General features: G+C 68.9%; 11 protein-coding genes and 2 rRNA genes (1 of these 13 only partly in view). 11 read left to right on the top strand and 2 right to left on the bottom strand.

Features of this window, described 5'->3' with window-relative positions; translation table 11 throughout:
• From AC6I72_RS13940 to AC6I72_RS13890, 11 genes are all read left to right on the top strand, one after another.
• A 23S ribosomal RNA gene (locus tag AC6I72_RS13940) occupies window positions 1–2,491 on the top strand; it begins 628 nt to the left of the window's first position.
• Window positions 2,492–2,579: 88 nt separating this feature from the next.
• Window positions 2,580–2,696: ribosomal RNA gene (gene rrf / locus AC6I72_RS13935) — 5S ribosomal RNA — on the top strand.
• A gap of 73 nt (window positions 2,697–2,769) precedes the next feature.
• Window positions 2,770–3,414: an HAD family hydrolase gene (locus tag AC6I72_RS13930; protein WP_498001074.1), complete on the top strand. Its 645-nt coding sequence runs from the start codon at window positions 2,770–2,772 to the stop codon at window positions 3,412–3,414.
• 105 nt (window positions 3,415–3,519) lie between these two features.
• Window positions 3,520–4,320: a VC0807 family protein gene (locus AC6I72_RS13925; RefSeq protein WP_498001073.1), complete on the top strand. Its 801-nt coding sequence runs from the start codon at window positions 3,520–3,522 to the stop codon at window positions 4,318–4,320.
• Window positions 4,321–4,399: 79 nt separating this feature from the next.
• Window positions 4,400–5,623: an MFS transporter gene (locus AC6I72_RS13920; protein ID WP_498001072.1), complete on the top strand. Its 1,224-nt coding sequence runs from the start codon at window positions 4,400–4,402 to the stop codon at window positions 5,621–5,623.
• A complete protein-coding gene (locus tag AC6I72_RS13915) occupies window positions 5,574–6,746 on the top strand; it encodes an acetoin utilization protein AcuC (RefSeq protein WP_498001071.1) in 1,173 nt (390 codons plus the stop codon). The genes AC6I72_RS13920 and AC6I72_RS13915 overlap by 50 nt, the downstream gene beginning before the upstream one ends.
• 214 nt (window positions 6,747–6,960) lie before the next feature.
• A complete protein-coding gene (locus AC6I72_RS13910; protein ID WP_498001069.1) occupies window positions 6,961–7,776 on the top strand; it encodes a phosphatase in 816 nt (271 codons plus the stop codon).
• A 129-nt stretch (window positions 7,777–7,905) separates the two neighbouring features.
• Window positions 7,906–8,118 (top strand): helix-turn-helix domain-containing protein, encoded by a 213-nt coding sequence (locus tag AC6I72_RS13905; RefSeq protein ID WP_158771693.1) that lies wholly within the window; start codon window positions 7,906–7,908, stop codon window positions 8,116–8,118.
• Between the two features lie 155 nt (window positions 8,119–8,273).
• Entirely contained in the window at window positions 8,274–8,372 is a 99-nt protein-coding gene (locus AC6I72_RS13900) for a 30S ribosomal protein bS22 (RefSeq protein ID WP_003948845.1), read from the top strand.
• Window positions 8,373–8,556: 184 nt separating this feature from the next.
• Window positions 8,557–9,618 (top strand): NAD-dependent epimerase/dehydratase family protein, encoded by a 1,062-nt coding sequence (locus AC6I72_RS13895; protein WP_498001067.1) that lies wholly within the window; start codon window positions 8,557–8,559, stop codon window positions 9,616–9,618.
• 14 nt (window positions 9,619–9,632) lie between these two features.
• Entirely contained in the window at window positions 9,633–10,706 is a 1,074-nt protein-coding gene (locus tag AC6I72_RS13890) for a lysophospholipid acyltransferase family protein (protein ID WP_498001065.1), read from the top strand.
• Window positions 10,707–10,790: 84 nt separating this feature from the next.
• On the opposite strand, the gene AC6I72_RS13885 is transcribed toward AC6I72_RS13890, so the two are convergent.
• The gene (locus AC6I72_RS13885; protein ID WP_498001064.1) at window positions 10,791–12,035 is read right to left on the bottom strand and encodes a DUF5667 domain-containing protein; all 1,245 of its coding nucleotides are present in this window, start codon (window positions 12,033–12,035) and stop codon (window positions 10,791–10,793) included.
• Between the two features lie 235 nt (window positions 12,036–12,270).
• Window positions 12,271–13,095 carry an ECF subfamily RNA polymerase sigma factor, BldN family gene (locus AC6I72_RS13880; RefSeq protein ID WP_366728387.1) on the bottom strand — a complete coding sequence of 275 codons (825 nt, stop codon included), beginning with the start codon at window positions 13,093–13,095 and terminating at the stop codon, window positions 12,271–12,273.
• Window positions 13,096–13,552 lie beyond the last annotated feature (457 nt).

Genomic DNA, 13,552 nt, shown 5'->3' with positions numbered 1-13,552 from the left:
CGGAATGTGCTTGCACATTCTCGTGACTGCGTGCCTTTTGAAGAATGAGCCTGCGAGTTTGCGGTGTGTTGCGAGGTTAACCCGGGTGGGGTAGCCGTAGCGAAAGCGAGTCCGAACAGGGCGTTTCAGTAGCACGCTCAAGACCCGAAGCGGAGTGATCTAGCCATGGGCAGGTTGAAGCGGAGGTAAGACTTCGTGGAGGACCGAACCCACCAGGGTTGAAAACCTGGGGGATGACCTGTGGTTAGGGGTGAAAGGCCAATCAAACTCCGTGATAGCTGGTTCTCCCCGAAATGCATTTAGGTGCAGCGTCGTGTGTTTCTTGCCGGAGGTAGAGCACTGGATAGGCGATGGGCCCTACCGGGTTACTGACCTTAGCCAAACTCCGAATGCCGGTAAGTGAGAGCGCGGCAGTGAGACTGTGGGGGATAAGCTCCATGGTCGAGAGGGAAACAGCCCAGAGCATCGACTAAGGCCCCTAAGCGTACGCTAAGTGGGAAAGGATGTGGAGTCGCAGAGACAACCAGGAGGTTGGCTTAGAAGCAGCCACCCTTGAAAGAGTGCGTAATAGCTCACTGGTCTAGTGATTCCGCGCCGACAATGTAGCGGGGCTCAAGCGTACCGCCGAAGTCGTGTCATTCACACAATAGGGCCAACGCCTGTGTGGATGGGTAGGGGAGCGTCGTCTGCCGGGTGAAGCAGCACCGGAAGGTAGTTGTGGACGGTTGACGAGTGAGAATGCAGGCATGAGTAGCGATTCACACGTGAGAAACGTGTGCGCCGATTGACTAAGGGTTCCTGGGTCAAGCTGATCTGCCCAGGGTAAGTCGGGACCTAAGGCGAGGCCGACAGGCGTAGTCGATGGATAACCGGTTGATATTCCGGTACCCGCTGTGAAGCGTCAAACATCGAGCATCGTGATGCTAAGGCCGTGAAGCCGCCCTGATCTCTTCGGAGTTGAGGGGAGTGGTGGAGCCGCCGGCCCAAGCGGTTAGTAGGTGAGTGATGGGGTGACGCAGGAAGGTAGTCCATCCCGGGCGGTGGTTGTCCCGGGGTAAGGGTGTAGGCCGTGCGATAGGTAAATCCGTCGCACTTGTGGCTGAGACCTGATGCCGAGCCGATTGTGGTGAAGTGGATGATCCTATGCTGTCGAGAAAAGCCTCTAGCGAGTTTCATGGCGGCCCGTACCCTAAACCGACTCAGGTGGTCAGGTAGAGAATACCGAGGCGTTCGGGTGAACTATGGTTAAGGAACTCGGCAAAATGCCCCCGTAACTTCGGGAGAAGGGGGGCCACGCTCGGTGATCGGATTTACTCCGTGAGCTGGGGGTGGCCGCAGAGACCAGCGAGAAGCGACTGTTTACTAAAAACACAGGTCCGTGCGAAGCCGTAAGGCGATGTATACGGACTGACGCCTGCCCGGTGCTGGAACGTTAAGGGGACCGGTTAGCTCCATTTCGGTGGGGCGAAGCTGAGAACTTAAGCGCCAGTAAACGGCGGTGGTAACTATAACCATCCTAAGGTAGCGAAATTCCTTGTCGGGTAAGTTCCGACCTGCACGAATGGCGTAACGACTTCTCGACTGTCTCAACCATAGGCCCGGTGAAATTGCACTACGAGTAAAGATGCTCGTTTCGCGCAGCAGGACGGAAAGACCCCGGGACCTTTACTACAGTTTGATATTGGTGTTCGGTTCGGCTTGTGTAGGATAGCTGGGAGACTTTGAAGCATGCACGCCAGTGTGTGTGGAGTCGTCGTTGAAATACCAGTCTGGTCGTGCTGGATGTCTAACCTGGGTCCGTGATCCGGATCAGGGACAGTGTCTGATGGGTAGTTTAACTGGGGCGGTTGCCTCCTAAAGGGTAACGGAGGCGCCCAAAGGTTCCCTCAGCCTGGTTGGCAATCAGGTGTTGAGTGTAAGTGCACAAGGGAGCTTGACTGTGAGACCGACGGGTCGAGCAGGGACGAAAGTCGGGACTAGTGATCCGGCGGTGGCTTGTGGAAGCGCCGTCGCTCAACGGATAAAAGGTACCCCGGGGATAACAGGCTGATCTTCCCCAAGAGTCCATATCGACGGGATGGTTTGGCACCTCGATGTCGGCTCGTCGCATCCTGGGGCTGGAGTCGGTCCCAAGGGTTGGGCTGTTCGCCCATTAAAGCGGTACGCGAGCTGGGTTTAGAACGTCGTGAGACAGTTCGGTCCCTATCCGCTGTGCGCGTAGGAGTCTTGAGAAGGGCTGTCCCTAGTACGAGAGGACCGGGACGGACGAACCTCTGGTGTGCCAGTTGTTCTGCCAAGGGCATGGCTGGTTGGCTACGTTCGGGAGGGATAACCGCTGAAAGCATCTAAGCGGGAAGCCTGCTTCGAGATGAGGACTCCCACCCACTTGATGGGGTAAGGCTCCCAGTAGACGACTGGGTTGATAGGCCGGATCTGGAAGCACGGTAACGTGTGGAGGTGACCGGTACTAATAGGCCGAGGGCTTGTCCTCAGTTGCTCGCGTCCACTGTGTTGGTTCTGAAACCACGAACAACCCCATGCCAGGTCACGGTGTGGTGCGGTTGACAGTTTCATAGTGTTTCGGTGGTCATAGCGTGAGGGAAACGCCCGGTTACATTCCGAACCCGGAAGCTAAGCCTTACAGCGCCGATGGTACTGCAGGGGGGACCCTGTGGGAGAGTAGGACACCGCCGAACAAATTTTAGGGAAAACCCCGCACCTCACGGTGCGGGGTTTTCTGCTTTTTCGGACCTGTTTAGGCTCCTTGGTATGCGCTATGACCTCGTCCTCTTCGACAATGACGGTGTGCTCGTCGACAGCGAGCCGATCTCGAACCGTCTCCTCGCCGCCTATCTGACCGAACTGGGACACCCCACCTCGTACGAGGACTCCCTCCGGGACTACATGGGGGCGGCGATGCACAGGGTCCACGACTTCGTGCTGGAGCGCACGGGGCAGCGGCTGCCCGACGACTTCGACGACGTCTTCCACGCCCGGGTCTTCGCCGCGTTCCAGCGGGAGCTGAAGCCGGTGCCCGGCGTCGTGGAGGTCCTGGAGAAGCTGACCGCGGACGGGACACCGTACTGTGTCGCCTCGTCGGGGAGCCATGAGCGGATCCGGGTGGGGCACCGCACGACGGGCCTCGACCGGTGGTTCGACGACGCGCGGATCTTCAGCTCGCAGGACGTGGGACGGGGCAAGCCGGCACCGGACCTCTTCCTCCACGCGGCCGAGCGGATGGGGGTCGCTCCGGAGCGGTGCGTGGTGGTCGAGGACTCCCCGCTGGGCGTGCGGGCCGCCCTGGCGGCCGGGATGGACGTGTACGGGTTCACCGCGATGACGCCCGCCGACCGGCTCGGCGGAGCCACTCAACTCTTCGGTGACATGGCGGACTTGCCTGACCTGCTGGTATGAGACGGCGTATGACCGGGGCCACCGGCGCGGGGCTGACATTTGTCATGCGGACCTCCGGACGATCGTTTCTGTCGGCGGGCCCCCTTCGGCGGCGAAGCTGAGGGCATGACGAAGAAGACGGGGAACCGCAGCCGGAGCACCACCGAGAACCCGAGCGTGCTGGCCAACTTCAAGCCGCTGATCCTGGACGTGGCGCTGCCGCTCGGCTCGTACTACGTCTTCAAGGACGCCCTCGGGATGAGCACCTTCGCGGCGCTGGCCTGGAGCAGCGCGGCGCCGGCCCTGCGGACGGTGTGGAGTCTGGTCCGTGAGCGCCGGGCCAACGGCCTGGCGGCTCTGATCCTCTTCGTGAACGTCGTCTCGCTGCTGCTGAGCTTCGTCTCCGGTGACCCGCGGCTGATGCTCGCCAAGGACAGCGGGGTCAGCAGCACCGTCGCCATCGGGATCCTGGTCTCCGTGGCGCTCGGCAAGCCGATGATGACCGCGGGGATGAAGCCCTTCCTGGTGAAGGGGGACGCCGCCAGGGAAGCCGCCTGGGGGCGGCTGATGTCCGGCACGGCGGCCGGGTCGGCGGCCTTCCGGGGCAAGGAGCGGGTGTTCTCCGCCGTCTGGGGCACGGCGCTGCTGGCCGAGTGCGTGGCGCGGGTCGTGGGCGCGTACACCCTGCCCGTGGACACCATGGTCTGGCTCGGCTCGGTGATCATGGTCGGCACGATGGTCGTCGCGTTCGTGGTCAGCGGCGGGGCGGCCGCCGGTCCGATGGAGGGGATGCTGGCCGCCGAGGTCGAGGCCGGGAAGGCCGGGACCGGGACCGGGCAGCCGGAGGTCGCCACCGCCGCTCCGTCGGTCCCCGCCGCCACGGCTGCCGCTCCGGCGGTCGTCGCAGCCACCGCCGTCGCCGTCTGAACCGTCCGCGCGAAGCTGAAGGAAATTCATCTTTGACCGGATCTACCCACAGGTAGCCACGGGCCCTACGCTCGCCGCCATGACAGATGTGCTGCGGCGCGGTAGGGCCTCTTTGGCGTTCAGCTTCTTCGCTCAGGGCACCGCTTTCGCCCTCCTGGTGACGCGCATCCCCGCGATCCAGGACCGGTACGGCCTCACCGACGCCCAGCTCCCCATCGTCCTCGCCGCCGTCCCGGTCCTCGCCGGGGCCGGCAGTGTGACGACCGAGCAACTGGTCAGACGGATACGCCCCAGCCGGCTGCTCCGCTGGTCCCAGCCGCTGGTGCTGCTGGCCCTGCTGGGCGCCGGCGCCGGGCACGGCATCGCGGCGATGGCCGTCGCACTCGCCGGGTTCGGGCTCGCCGTCGGTGCGCTGGACGCGTCGATGAACATGCTCGGGGTGAGCCTGCAGCGGACCTACGGCCGCAGCATCATGCTCAGCTTCCACGCCGCCTACAGCCTGGGCGGGATCGTCGGCGCCTCGCTGGCCTGGGTGGGGGCGCACTGGCACCTGGCGCTGTGGGTGTCGTACCTGCCGGTGGTGGCGGTGCTGCTGCCGGCGACCTTCGTGGGGAGCCTGTGGTACGTCGACGGGAAGGCCGCCGGGCCCGGGACCGAGGGGGCCGGCGGCGGGAGCGCGGGCGGCACGCTCGTGTTCCGGCTGCTGCTGCCGCTCTGCCTGGTGATGACCTTCGCGTACATCGGCGACTCGACCGTGTCCAACTGGAGCGCCAAGTACCTCCAGGACACGCTGGGGAGTTCGGAGCAGCTGGCGACGGTCCCGTACAACGTCTACATGGTGACCACGCTGCTGGGGCGGGCCATCGGGGACGTGGGGGTGCGGCGGTTCGGGGCGGTGACCGTGGTGCGGCTGGGCACGCTGGTGGCGGCGCTGGGGTTCGCGGTGGTGGCCGGGGCGCCCGGCGCCTGGGCGGGGATGCTCGGGTTCACGCTGCTGGGGCTCGGGCTGTGCGTGCTGGTGCCGCAGACCTTCGCCGCGGCCGGGCGGTTGTTCCCGGGGGCGTCGGACGCGGCGATCGCACGGCTGAACATCTTCAACTACGTGGGTTTCCTGGTCGGCTCGCCGCTGGTGGGGGCGCTCGGCGACGCGTGGAGCTATCGCGGGGCGATGCTGGTGCCGATGGTTCTGGTGCTGGTGACGCTGGTGTACGCCAGGTCGTTCGCGCCGCGGGCGGACCGATACGGTGGCGGGCATGAGCGGCCGCGCACAGCTGATGTGGGACGAGGCAGTAACGGGGTATGACTTCGGCCGGGACCATCCGATGGATCCGGTCCGCCTCGCCCTGACCCGGAAACTGGTCGGCGCCCTGGGCCTGGACCGCGAGGTCCGGCTGGTCGCGGCCAAGCCGGCCGGGGACTCGACGCTGCGGCTCGTGCACCGGCTGGACTACATCGAGGCGGTGAAGTCGGCGTCGGCGGATCCGGGCGCTGCGGACGGCGCGTACGGCCTGGGCACGCTGGACGATCCCGCCTTCGCCGGGATGCACGACGTCTCCGCGCTGATCGCCGGCCAGTCGGTGGGTGCGGCGGAGGCGGTGTGGCACGGGGAGGCGCTGCACGCGGTGAACTTCGCGGGCGGGCTGCACCACGCGATGCCGGGCGCGGCGTCCGGCTTCTGCGTGTACAACGACGCGGCGCTGGCCATCGCGCGGCTCCTCGAACTCGGCGCCGAGCGGGTCGCGTACGTCGACGTCGACGTGCACCACGGCGACGGGGTGCAGGCGGCGTTCTGGGAGGACCCGCGGGTGCTGACGGTCTCGCTGCACGAGCATCCGCGGACGTTGTTCCCGCAGACCGGCTGGCCGCAGGAGACGGGCGCCGACTGCGCGGAGGGCTCGGCGGTGAACGTGGCGCTGCCCGCCGGCACCGGGGACGCGGGGTGGCTGCGGGCCTTCCACGCGATCGTCCCGGAGCTGATCGCGGACTTCCGGCCGCAGGTGCTGGTGACGCAGCACGGCGCCGACACCCACTTCGAGGATCCGCTGGCGCACCTGGCCGTCTCCCTGGACGCGCAGCGGGCCGTGCAGGTGGCGTGCCACGAACTGGCGCACGCGTACGCCGACGGGCGCTGGGTCGCGCTCGGCGGCGGCGGTTACGCGGTGGTGGAGGTCGTCCCCAGGTCGTGGACGCATCTGGTGGGCATCGCGGCGGGGCGGCCGGTGGAGCCGGAGACGGTGATCCCGGAGAGCTGGCGGCAGGAAGTGTACGCGCGGACACGGCAGTTGGGGCCGATGCGGATGACGGACGGGCGGTGGCCGGTGACGTGGGCCGACTGGGAGGCGGGGTACGACCCGGCGGACCGGCTGGACCAGGCGATCCGCGCCACGCGACGGGCGGTGTTCCCCCTGCGGGGCCTGCTCGCGTAGCGGGCGGCGGACAGCGGTCGGCGGGTGGCGAACAGCGGTCGGGGGCCGGCGGGTGGCGGCCGGTGGCCGGGGGCCGACGTGCGGTGGCCGGGGGAACAAAAGGCCCGCCCGGCGGAACGGCCGCCCCGTGGCGGACGTACCGGCGTTACGCCGACCGTGCGGTGTTCTCCCGGTTCCCGGGACGTGCCTGTCACGCGTCCGGCACCATCGCTTCGTGTCGAGCACCGCTGCACTCCGCGCCCACCTGGTGCGCGCCGGACTGGCCGGGGTGGTGGCCACCACGCGGGAGGTGAGCCTGCGGAGCTACCGGCTGTTCGCCGCCGGTGATCCCCGGGCGCTGATCGGGATCGACCCCGAACGGTCCTGGGGGCAGCGCGAACTGATCGGGTTGATGGCCGAGAAGTGCGGGGTTTCGGCCGATCCGCTGCACACCTTCGGCCATGATGTGATTGACCCGGAGCTGACCCTGGCTGCCCTCGGTGCCTTCGCGGACCGCCTCGGCCTGGCCGCCCGGCGCCGTACGGCGGTGCTGCTCGGCACCGGGCACCCGCACCGGCTGCTCGTCTTCTACGCCGCGCTCGCGGACGCCCTGTCGGCGGCGGGATGTACTGTCCTCACCCCCGCGCAGGGTCGCTGTGTCGACATAACGACCCGGTTCGGTCTACGTACGCACCACCTCGACTACGTACGCCGCGTCGCACTGGTACGGCCCGCCGGCCCCGAACGCCCCGGTTGTGAGCCCGGCGCACACACGCACTCGCCGCTCCCGGTTCGGGTGGCCCTCGACGCGGCCGCGGACGCCGGCGGCCCGCTGCCCGAGCTGGTGATCGGGGACCACGGCTGGGTCTGCGGGGCAGGTCAGCTGGGGTTCGAGGCCATGGGTCTGGCCGACACCGACGACCCGGCACCGTTCGTGGGGCAGGCGGAGGGGCGCGTGTCCGTCGTCGTTCCACTTGATGACGGTGTGCGAGCCGACTACTACCGTCCGCTGGTCCGCTACGTGCTCAATCGAGCGCGTCTGTCGCTGTAGCCCGGCGATGCGTGCACCTCTTCCCCACTCGCATCACCCGCCCCTAGTCTGGGGAGTGAGCACGCAGCGACGAAGAGTCACCGGAAGGGGAAGCCGGTGGCCGTCGAGTGCGGAAGGTGCAGGTGTGTCATGGCTGCAGCTGACCAGAGGCCTCTGAACGAGGTTCAGTTCCTCACCGTGGCGGAGGTCGCCTCGGTGATGCGAGTGTCCAAGATGACCGTGTACCGGCTGGTGCACAGCGGTCATCTGCCCGCGATCCGGGTGGGGCGGTCCTTCCGCGTCCCGGAGCAAGCGGTTCACGAGTACCTTCGCGAGAGCTATGTGGGGGTGGAAACCGCCTGACGGCAACGGAGGGGGACCCGTACCGGGTACCGCCGGGTCCCTCCCGGCCCACCGATTAACAAGTGCGCCGCTCCTGCGGGTAGGCTAGCCCCTCGTAGGTCGTGTGGGCCCATGGCGCCCAAACACCGAGTGATGAGAAGTGAGCGAGGGTAGTCGTGGGCTCTGTTATCAAGAAGCGGCGCAAGCGGATGGCCAAGAAGAAGCACCGCAAGCTGCTGAAGCGCACCCGCGTCCAGCGTCGCAACAAGAAGTAGTGACGCCGGTCGCCACTGCGTAGTGCGCGACATCGCGAGAGCGTGTCTGTGGCCCCCCACCCGTGCGGTGGGGGGCCACACGCGTCACATAGCGCAGTCGGCGGTCATCACAGCGCGACACCGGCCAGGATAGGTTGGCCGCACACGGGGAACGCGGGACGCGACGTGAAGGAAGGCGCTGAGCTTGGGACAGATCGTGCTCGTGACCGGAGTGGCCCGCCGGCTCGCCGGCCGGTTCGTCCGGCGGATCCAGCGTGACCCGCAGGTGGACCGGGTGGTCGCCGTGGACGCGGTCCCGCCCGAGCACCATCTGGGCGGCGCCGACTTCATCCAGGCGGACATCCGCCAGCCCACCCTCGCGCGGGTGCTGGCCGAGACGGCCGCCGACACGGTCGTCCACATGGACGTGACCGGCACCGCCCTAGGCGGCGGCAGCCGGGCCACGGTCAAGGAGACCAACGTCATCGGCACCATGCAGCTGCTGGGCGCCTGCCAGAAGTCCCCGAACGTCCGCCGGCTGGTGGTGAAGTCCAGCACCAACGTCTATGGCTCCGCGCCCCGCGACCCGGCGGTGTTCACCGAGACCACCCCGGCCAAGTCCCTGCCCAGCGGCGGCTTCGCCAAGGACACCGTCGAGGTCGAGGGGTACGTGCGGGGATTCGCGCGGCGCCGTCCCGACGTGGCCGTGTGCGTGCTCAGGTTCGCCAACATCCTCGGACCGACCGTGGACACGCCGCTCGCCTCGTACTTCGCGCTGCCGGTGCTGCCGACGGTCCTCGGCTACGACCCGCGGCTGCAGTTCGTGCACGAGGACGACGTGATCGACGTGCTGCGCATCGCCTCGCACGAAGCCCGCCGGGGCACGCTGAACAGCGGCACCTTCAACATCGCCGGGGACGGTGTGCTGCTGCTGTCCCAGTGCGCGCGCCGGCTGGGCCGCCCGACCGTGCCGCTGCTGCTGCCGGCGGTCACCTGGGCGGGCTCGCTGGTGCGTACGCTGGGGATGACGGACTTCTCGCCCGAGCAGATCCGGCTGCTCACCCACGGCCGGGTCGTGGCCACGGACGAGATGCGCCGGACGCTGGGATTCGCGCCCCGGTACACGACCGCCGAGACCTTCGCGGACTTCGCGCGCAGCCGCGGCCCCGGACTGCTGCCGCCCGAGGCCCTCGCGGGGGCCGTCGACCGGATCGCCGCGCTGTCCCGACGGGGCGGCGGCCACCCCCCGACGCCGAGCGCCAACTGAGGAGCGCAGCAACGATGGCGGACGCCAAGGTCATTCCGTTCGACGACGACCGTTCCCGAGGGAGCGGCGGAGCGCGGCCGTCGCGGCGGCGGAGCCCGGGCAGCCGGCGTTCCGGCGGCGACTCCGCGGTGGTCAGGGAGGTCCAGCCGCTGCCGGCGGGCGCGGTGGCGCAGGACGAGGGCGCCGAGAGCGGTGAGCCGGAGCAGGAGCGGCCGCCGCAGCCCCCGCGTGGGGCCGAGGAGGGCGACGGCGGCTTGGAGCGGCGGGTCGCCGGCGGCCTGGCGTTCCTGCGCCGGCGCCTCACCGGGGAGTACGAGGTCGACGACTTCGGCTACGACGCCGAGCTGACCGACCAGGTCCTGATGTCCCTGCTGCGGCCGGTGTACGAGAAGTACTTCCGGGTCGAGGTGAAGGGGATCGAGAACATCCCCAAGGCGGGCGGCGCGCTGCTCGTCGCCAACCACTCGGGCACGCTGCCGCTGGACGGGCTGATGATGCAGGTGGCGGTGCACGACCACCACCCGGCCGGCCGGCACCTGCGGCTCCTCGCGGCCGACCTGGTCTTCGTGCTGCCCGTGGTCAACGAGCTGGCCCGCAAGCTGGGCCACACCCTGGCGTGCGCGGAGGACGCCGAACGGCTGCTGGGCCAGGGGGAGCTGGTCGGGGTGATGCCGGAGGGCTTCAAGGGCATCGGGAAGCCCTTCAGCGAGCGCTACAAGCTCCAGCGCTTCGGGCGCGGCGGTTTCGTCTCCACGGCGCTGCGCCAAGGGGTGCCGATCATTCCGTGCTCGATCGTCGGGGCGGAGGAGATCTACCCGATGCTCGGCAACGCCAAGACGCTGGCGCGGCTCCTCGGCTTCCCGTACTTCCCGCTGACGCCGACCTTCCCCTGGCTGGGGCCGCTGGGTGCGGTGCCCTTGCCGACGAAGTGGACGATCCAGTTCGGCGAGCCGATCCCGACGGACGGCTATCCGCCCGAGGCGGCCGAGGACCCGATGCTGATGTTCAACCTCACCGACCAGGTCCGCGAACAGATCCAGCACACGCTGTACAAGCTCCTGGTACAGCGGCGGTCGGTGTTCTTCTGAGACGTGCCCCGGGGCGCCCGCCTCCGGGACGAGGGCGCCCCCGGTGAGGGGCGCCCTGGCCGTCGTACGGCTGCCGGGCGGGTGCTACTTGGCGTCCTCGCCGTCGATGCCCAGGCCGGGCAGGAGACCCGGGAGGAGGGGCGGGATCGTGACGTCGGGGTCGCTGCTGGGCGACTTGCCGGCGGACGGGGAGGCGCTGCCGCTGGACTGCGGCGGGTCGAGCAGACCGCCGGTGGTGCCGCCGAGCAGACCGTCACCGCTCTCGCTGCCGCTGCCCGCCGACGCCGTGGGGCTGCCGCTGCCGGACCCGTGAGCACCCGAGGGACTGCCGCTGCCGGTGCTGGGCGGGGCGGAGCGTCCGGCGGAACCGGTGGGGCCGGACGGTGACGCCGGTGCCTTCCGGTGCCGTCCGCCGCCGTCGGCGGGGGCGGCGGGCTGGGGCAGCAGCGACTGGAGCGGGGCGACCTCTTGGTCTATGGCGTCGAACACCGACGAGACCTGGTCGCTGACGTCCCCGAGCTGGACGGGCAGCTTCTCGCGCAGCGCGCCCCAGGCGTCGCGGTGGGACTTGGAGAAGGCGGAGAGCGCCTGGATGGGTCCCAGGGACTCCGGGTCGCGCTCGTACGCCTCGTGCAGCAGGCGGTGGCCCTCGGTGGCGTCGTGCTGCATCCCGGACAGGGTGCGGCGGATCTCACCGAGGGACTCGTGGTCCAGGTGGCCGCCGCGGCCCCGCTCCAGCAGCCGCCTGGCCTCGCTCAGCCGGGTCGAGGCGAGGTCCAGGTAGGCCTGCCCCTGGTCGTCGACCCCGTCGGTGAGGTAGTTGAGCTTGAAGTCCTCGATGCCGCGCTTGAGGCCGTACAGCGAGTCACCGGGGAGGGCGTCGGAGCTGGCGGCGGCCACTCCGCCGAAGGCGCTCGCGGCCACCCCGACGCTGAGCCCGCCCGCGGCGAGGCCCTTGGTCAGCCGTGTGCGCGGCCGCAGTTTCCCCAGGCCGCTCGCCCGGTGCGCACCCTTGCCCCGGTGGCCCCGCTGACCGGGCACCGACAGCTCACTCGCCTCGCCCGCCGCGGTGCCCTCCTGCAGCATGGCCTCCATGGCGGCCACCAGCTGGGCCCGCTGGACGGCCTTGACCTCGGGGTCCAGCTCCGGCCTGGGCAGCGCGCCGAGACCGGTGGCGAGGGCCGTCAAGCGGCCCTGCTCGGTCTGGTCCGCCGCCGGGGCCGGTTCCGGTCCCTCGGACTGCTCGGCCGCCGGGCCCCGGTCGGACAGCTCCTCCAGGGCCTGGGCGAAGGCGTTCGCCCGCCGGTGCGCCGATACGTTCGCGATCACTGGCGGCACCTCCTCTCGTCATGACGGTCGACTCCACGGGGGTCCTGCGGGGTTGCACGCCCACGACCGGACCACCCGTTCGGGTGATCAGCGTGGGCCAAGGCATGACCACAGGGAGCCTGTATCCCGCACAACGAGCGCCCCGGCACTTCGGTTACGGACGTTCCGGGATCCGGTGGAGAAGTCAACGCGCCGCGACGGAGGGTGAGTTGAATGTCGCTCAGCGTGGGCGTTCTCAGCGGGCGTCGTCGGGGAGCAGCCGGGCCAGGGTGCGAACCGCCCGGTACTGGAGGGTCTTGATCGCACCCTCGTTCTTGCCCATCACCCGGGCGGTCTCGGCGACCGAGAGGCCCTGGAGGAAGCGGAGCGTGACGCACTCCTGCTGCTGGGGGTTGAGCCGTCGTACGGCGTCCAGCAGGGCGGCGTTGGACAGCGACTCCAGGACGGAGTCCTCGGGGGAACGCTCGACCTCGTTGGCGTCGAGCATCTCGCCGGTGGTGACCTCCAGCCGGAAGCGGCTGGACTTGAAGTGGTCGGCGACGAGGTTGCGGGCGATGGTGACCAGCCAGGCGCCGAAGTCGCGGCCCTGCCAGGTGAAGGTGCCGATGCGGCGCAGGGCCCGCAGAAAGGTCTCGCTGGTGAGGTCCTCGGCGGTGGCCTTCCCGCCCACGCGGTAGTAGATGTACCGGTACACAGTGTCGCTGTACTGGTCGTAGAGGCGGCCGAAGGCGTCGGCCTCGCCGGCCTGGGCGCGCTCGACGAGGTCCATCATCCGGGCGCTGTCGCTGTCCGCGGCGGGGCGTCGGACGGTGGCCGCCGGGGCGGAGCGCGCTCGTCTGCCGGCCGTCCGCCCGTCGCCGGAGCGCCGCCCCTCGACGACGGCGCTGCGCGCGGGCCCCTGCTCCATGCCGTCGGCCAGCGCGTAGCACGGGCCGACCGGCGCGGCGGTGGCGAAGGCGGGGCCGGGGTACGCGGTGGGGACGAGGGTGCGCAGCAGGTCGAGGACCGTTGCGCGGAGCGTAGCCAGGCCCGAGGCGTCAACCCCGACGTGTGGGTACACGGGACTCCCAGAGGCAGAGCTTGCATCACGTGCAGTGCGGAACCATTCACCCGTCGTAGCGACGGAGGGGTGCCGGATTGCGTCTGAGGAGAATAACGCTTCGTACAGGCCCTGCTACACCGAGTTGCTCAAATCATCGATTACGTCGTTTCAGTAACCGATTGGCGACTGTTCGTGTGTCACAGAGTGACCGTTTGCTGATCGTTCTGGTTCGTGATCGGGGTGGGACAGGGGCGTGTTGTGGCGGTGTACCGCCAACGGGTAAGGCCAGCGCGGTACATGGGCGCGTTCGGTCGTTTGACCGGAATCCGGCTGCGGGGAGCGACTGTGACCGGTGGTGTCGCTGTGTTTTCTGTGACCGGTGGTGTGCGGCCGCCCGACTCCGGCGGCGCGCGGGCCGGGACGGCGGCGGCTGGGTCCGGTGACTGAGTCCGGTGGCCGGGTGCGGGGGCCGGTT

The sequence above is a fragment of the Streptomyces sp. Xyl84 genome, assembly GCF_059731885.1.
The sequence above is the reverse complement of the archived record's forward strand: the minus strand, read 5'-3'. Positions and strand labels throughout refer to the sequence as shown.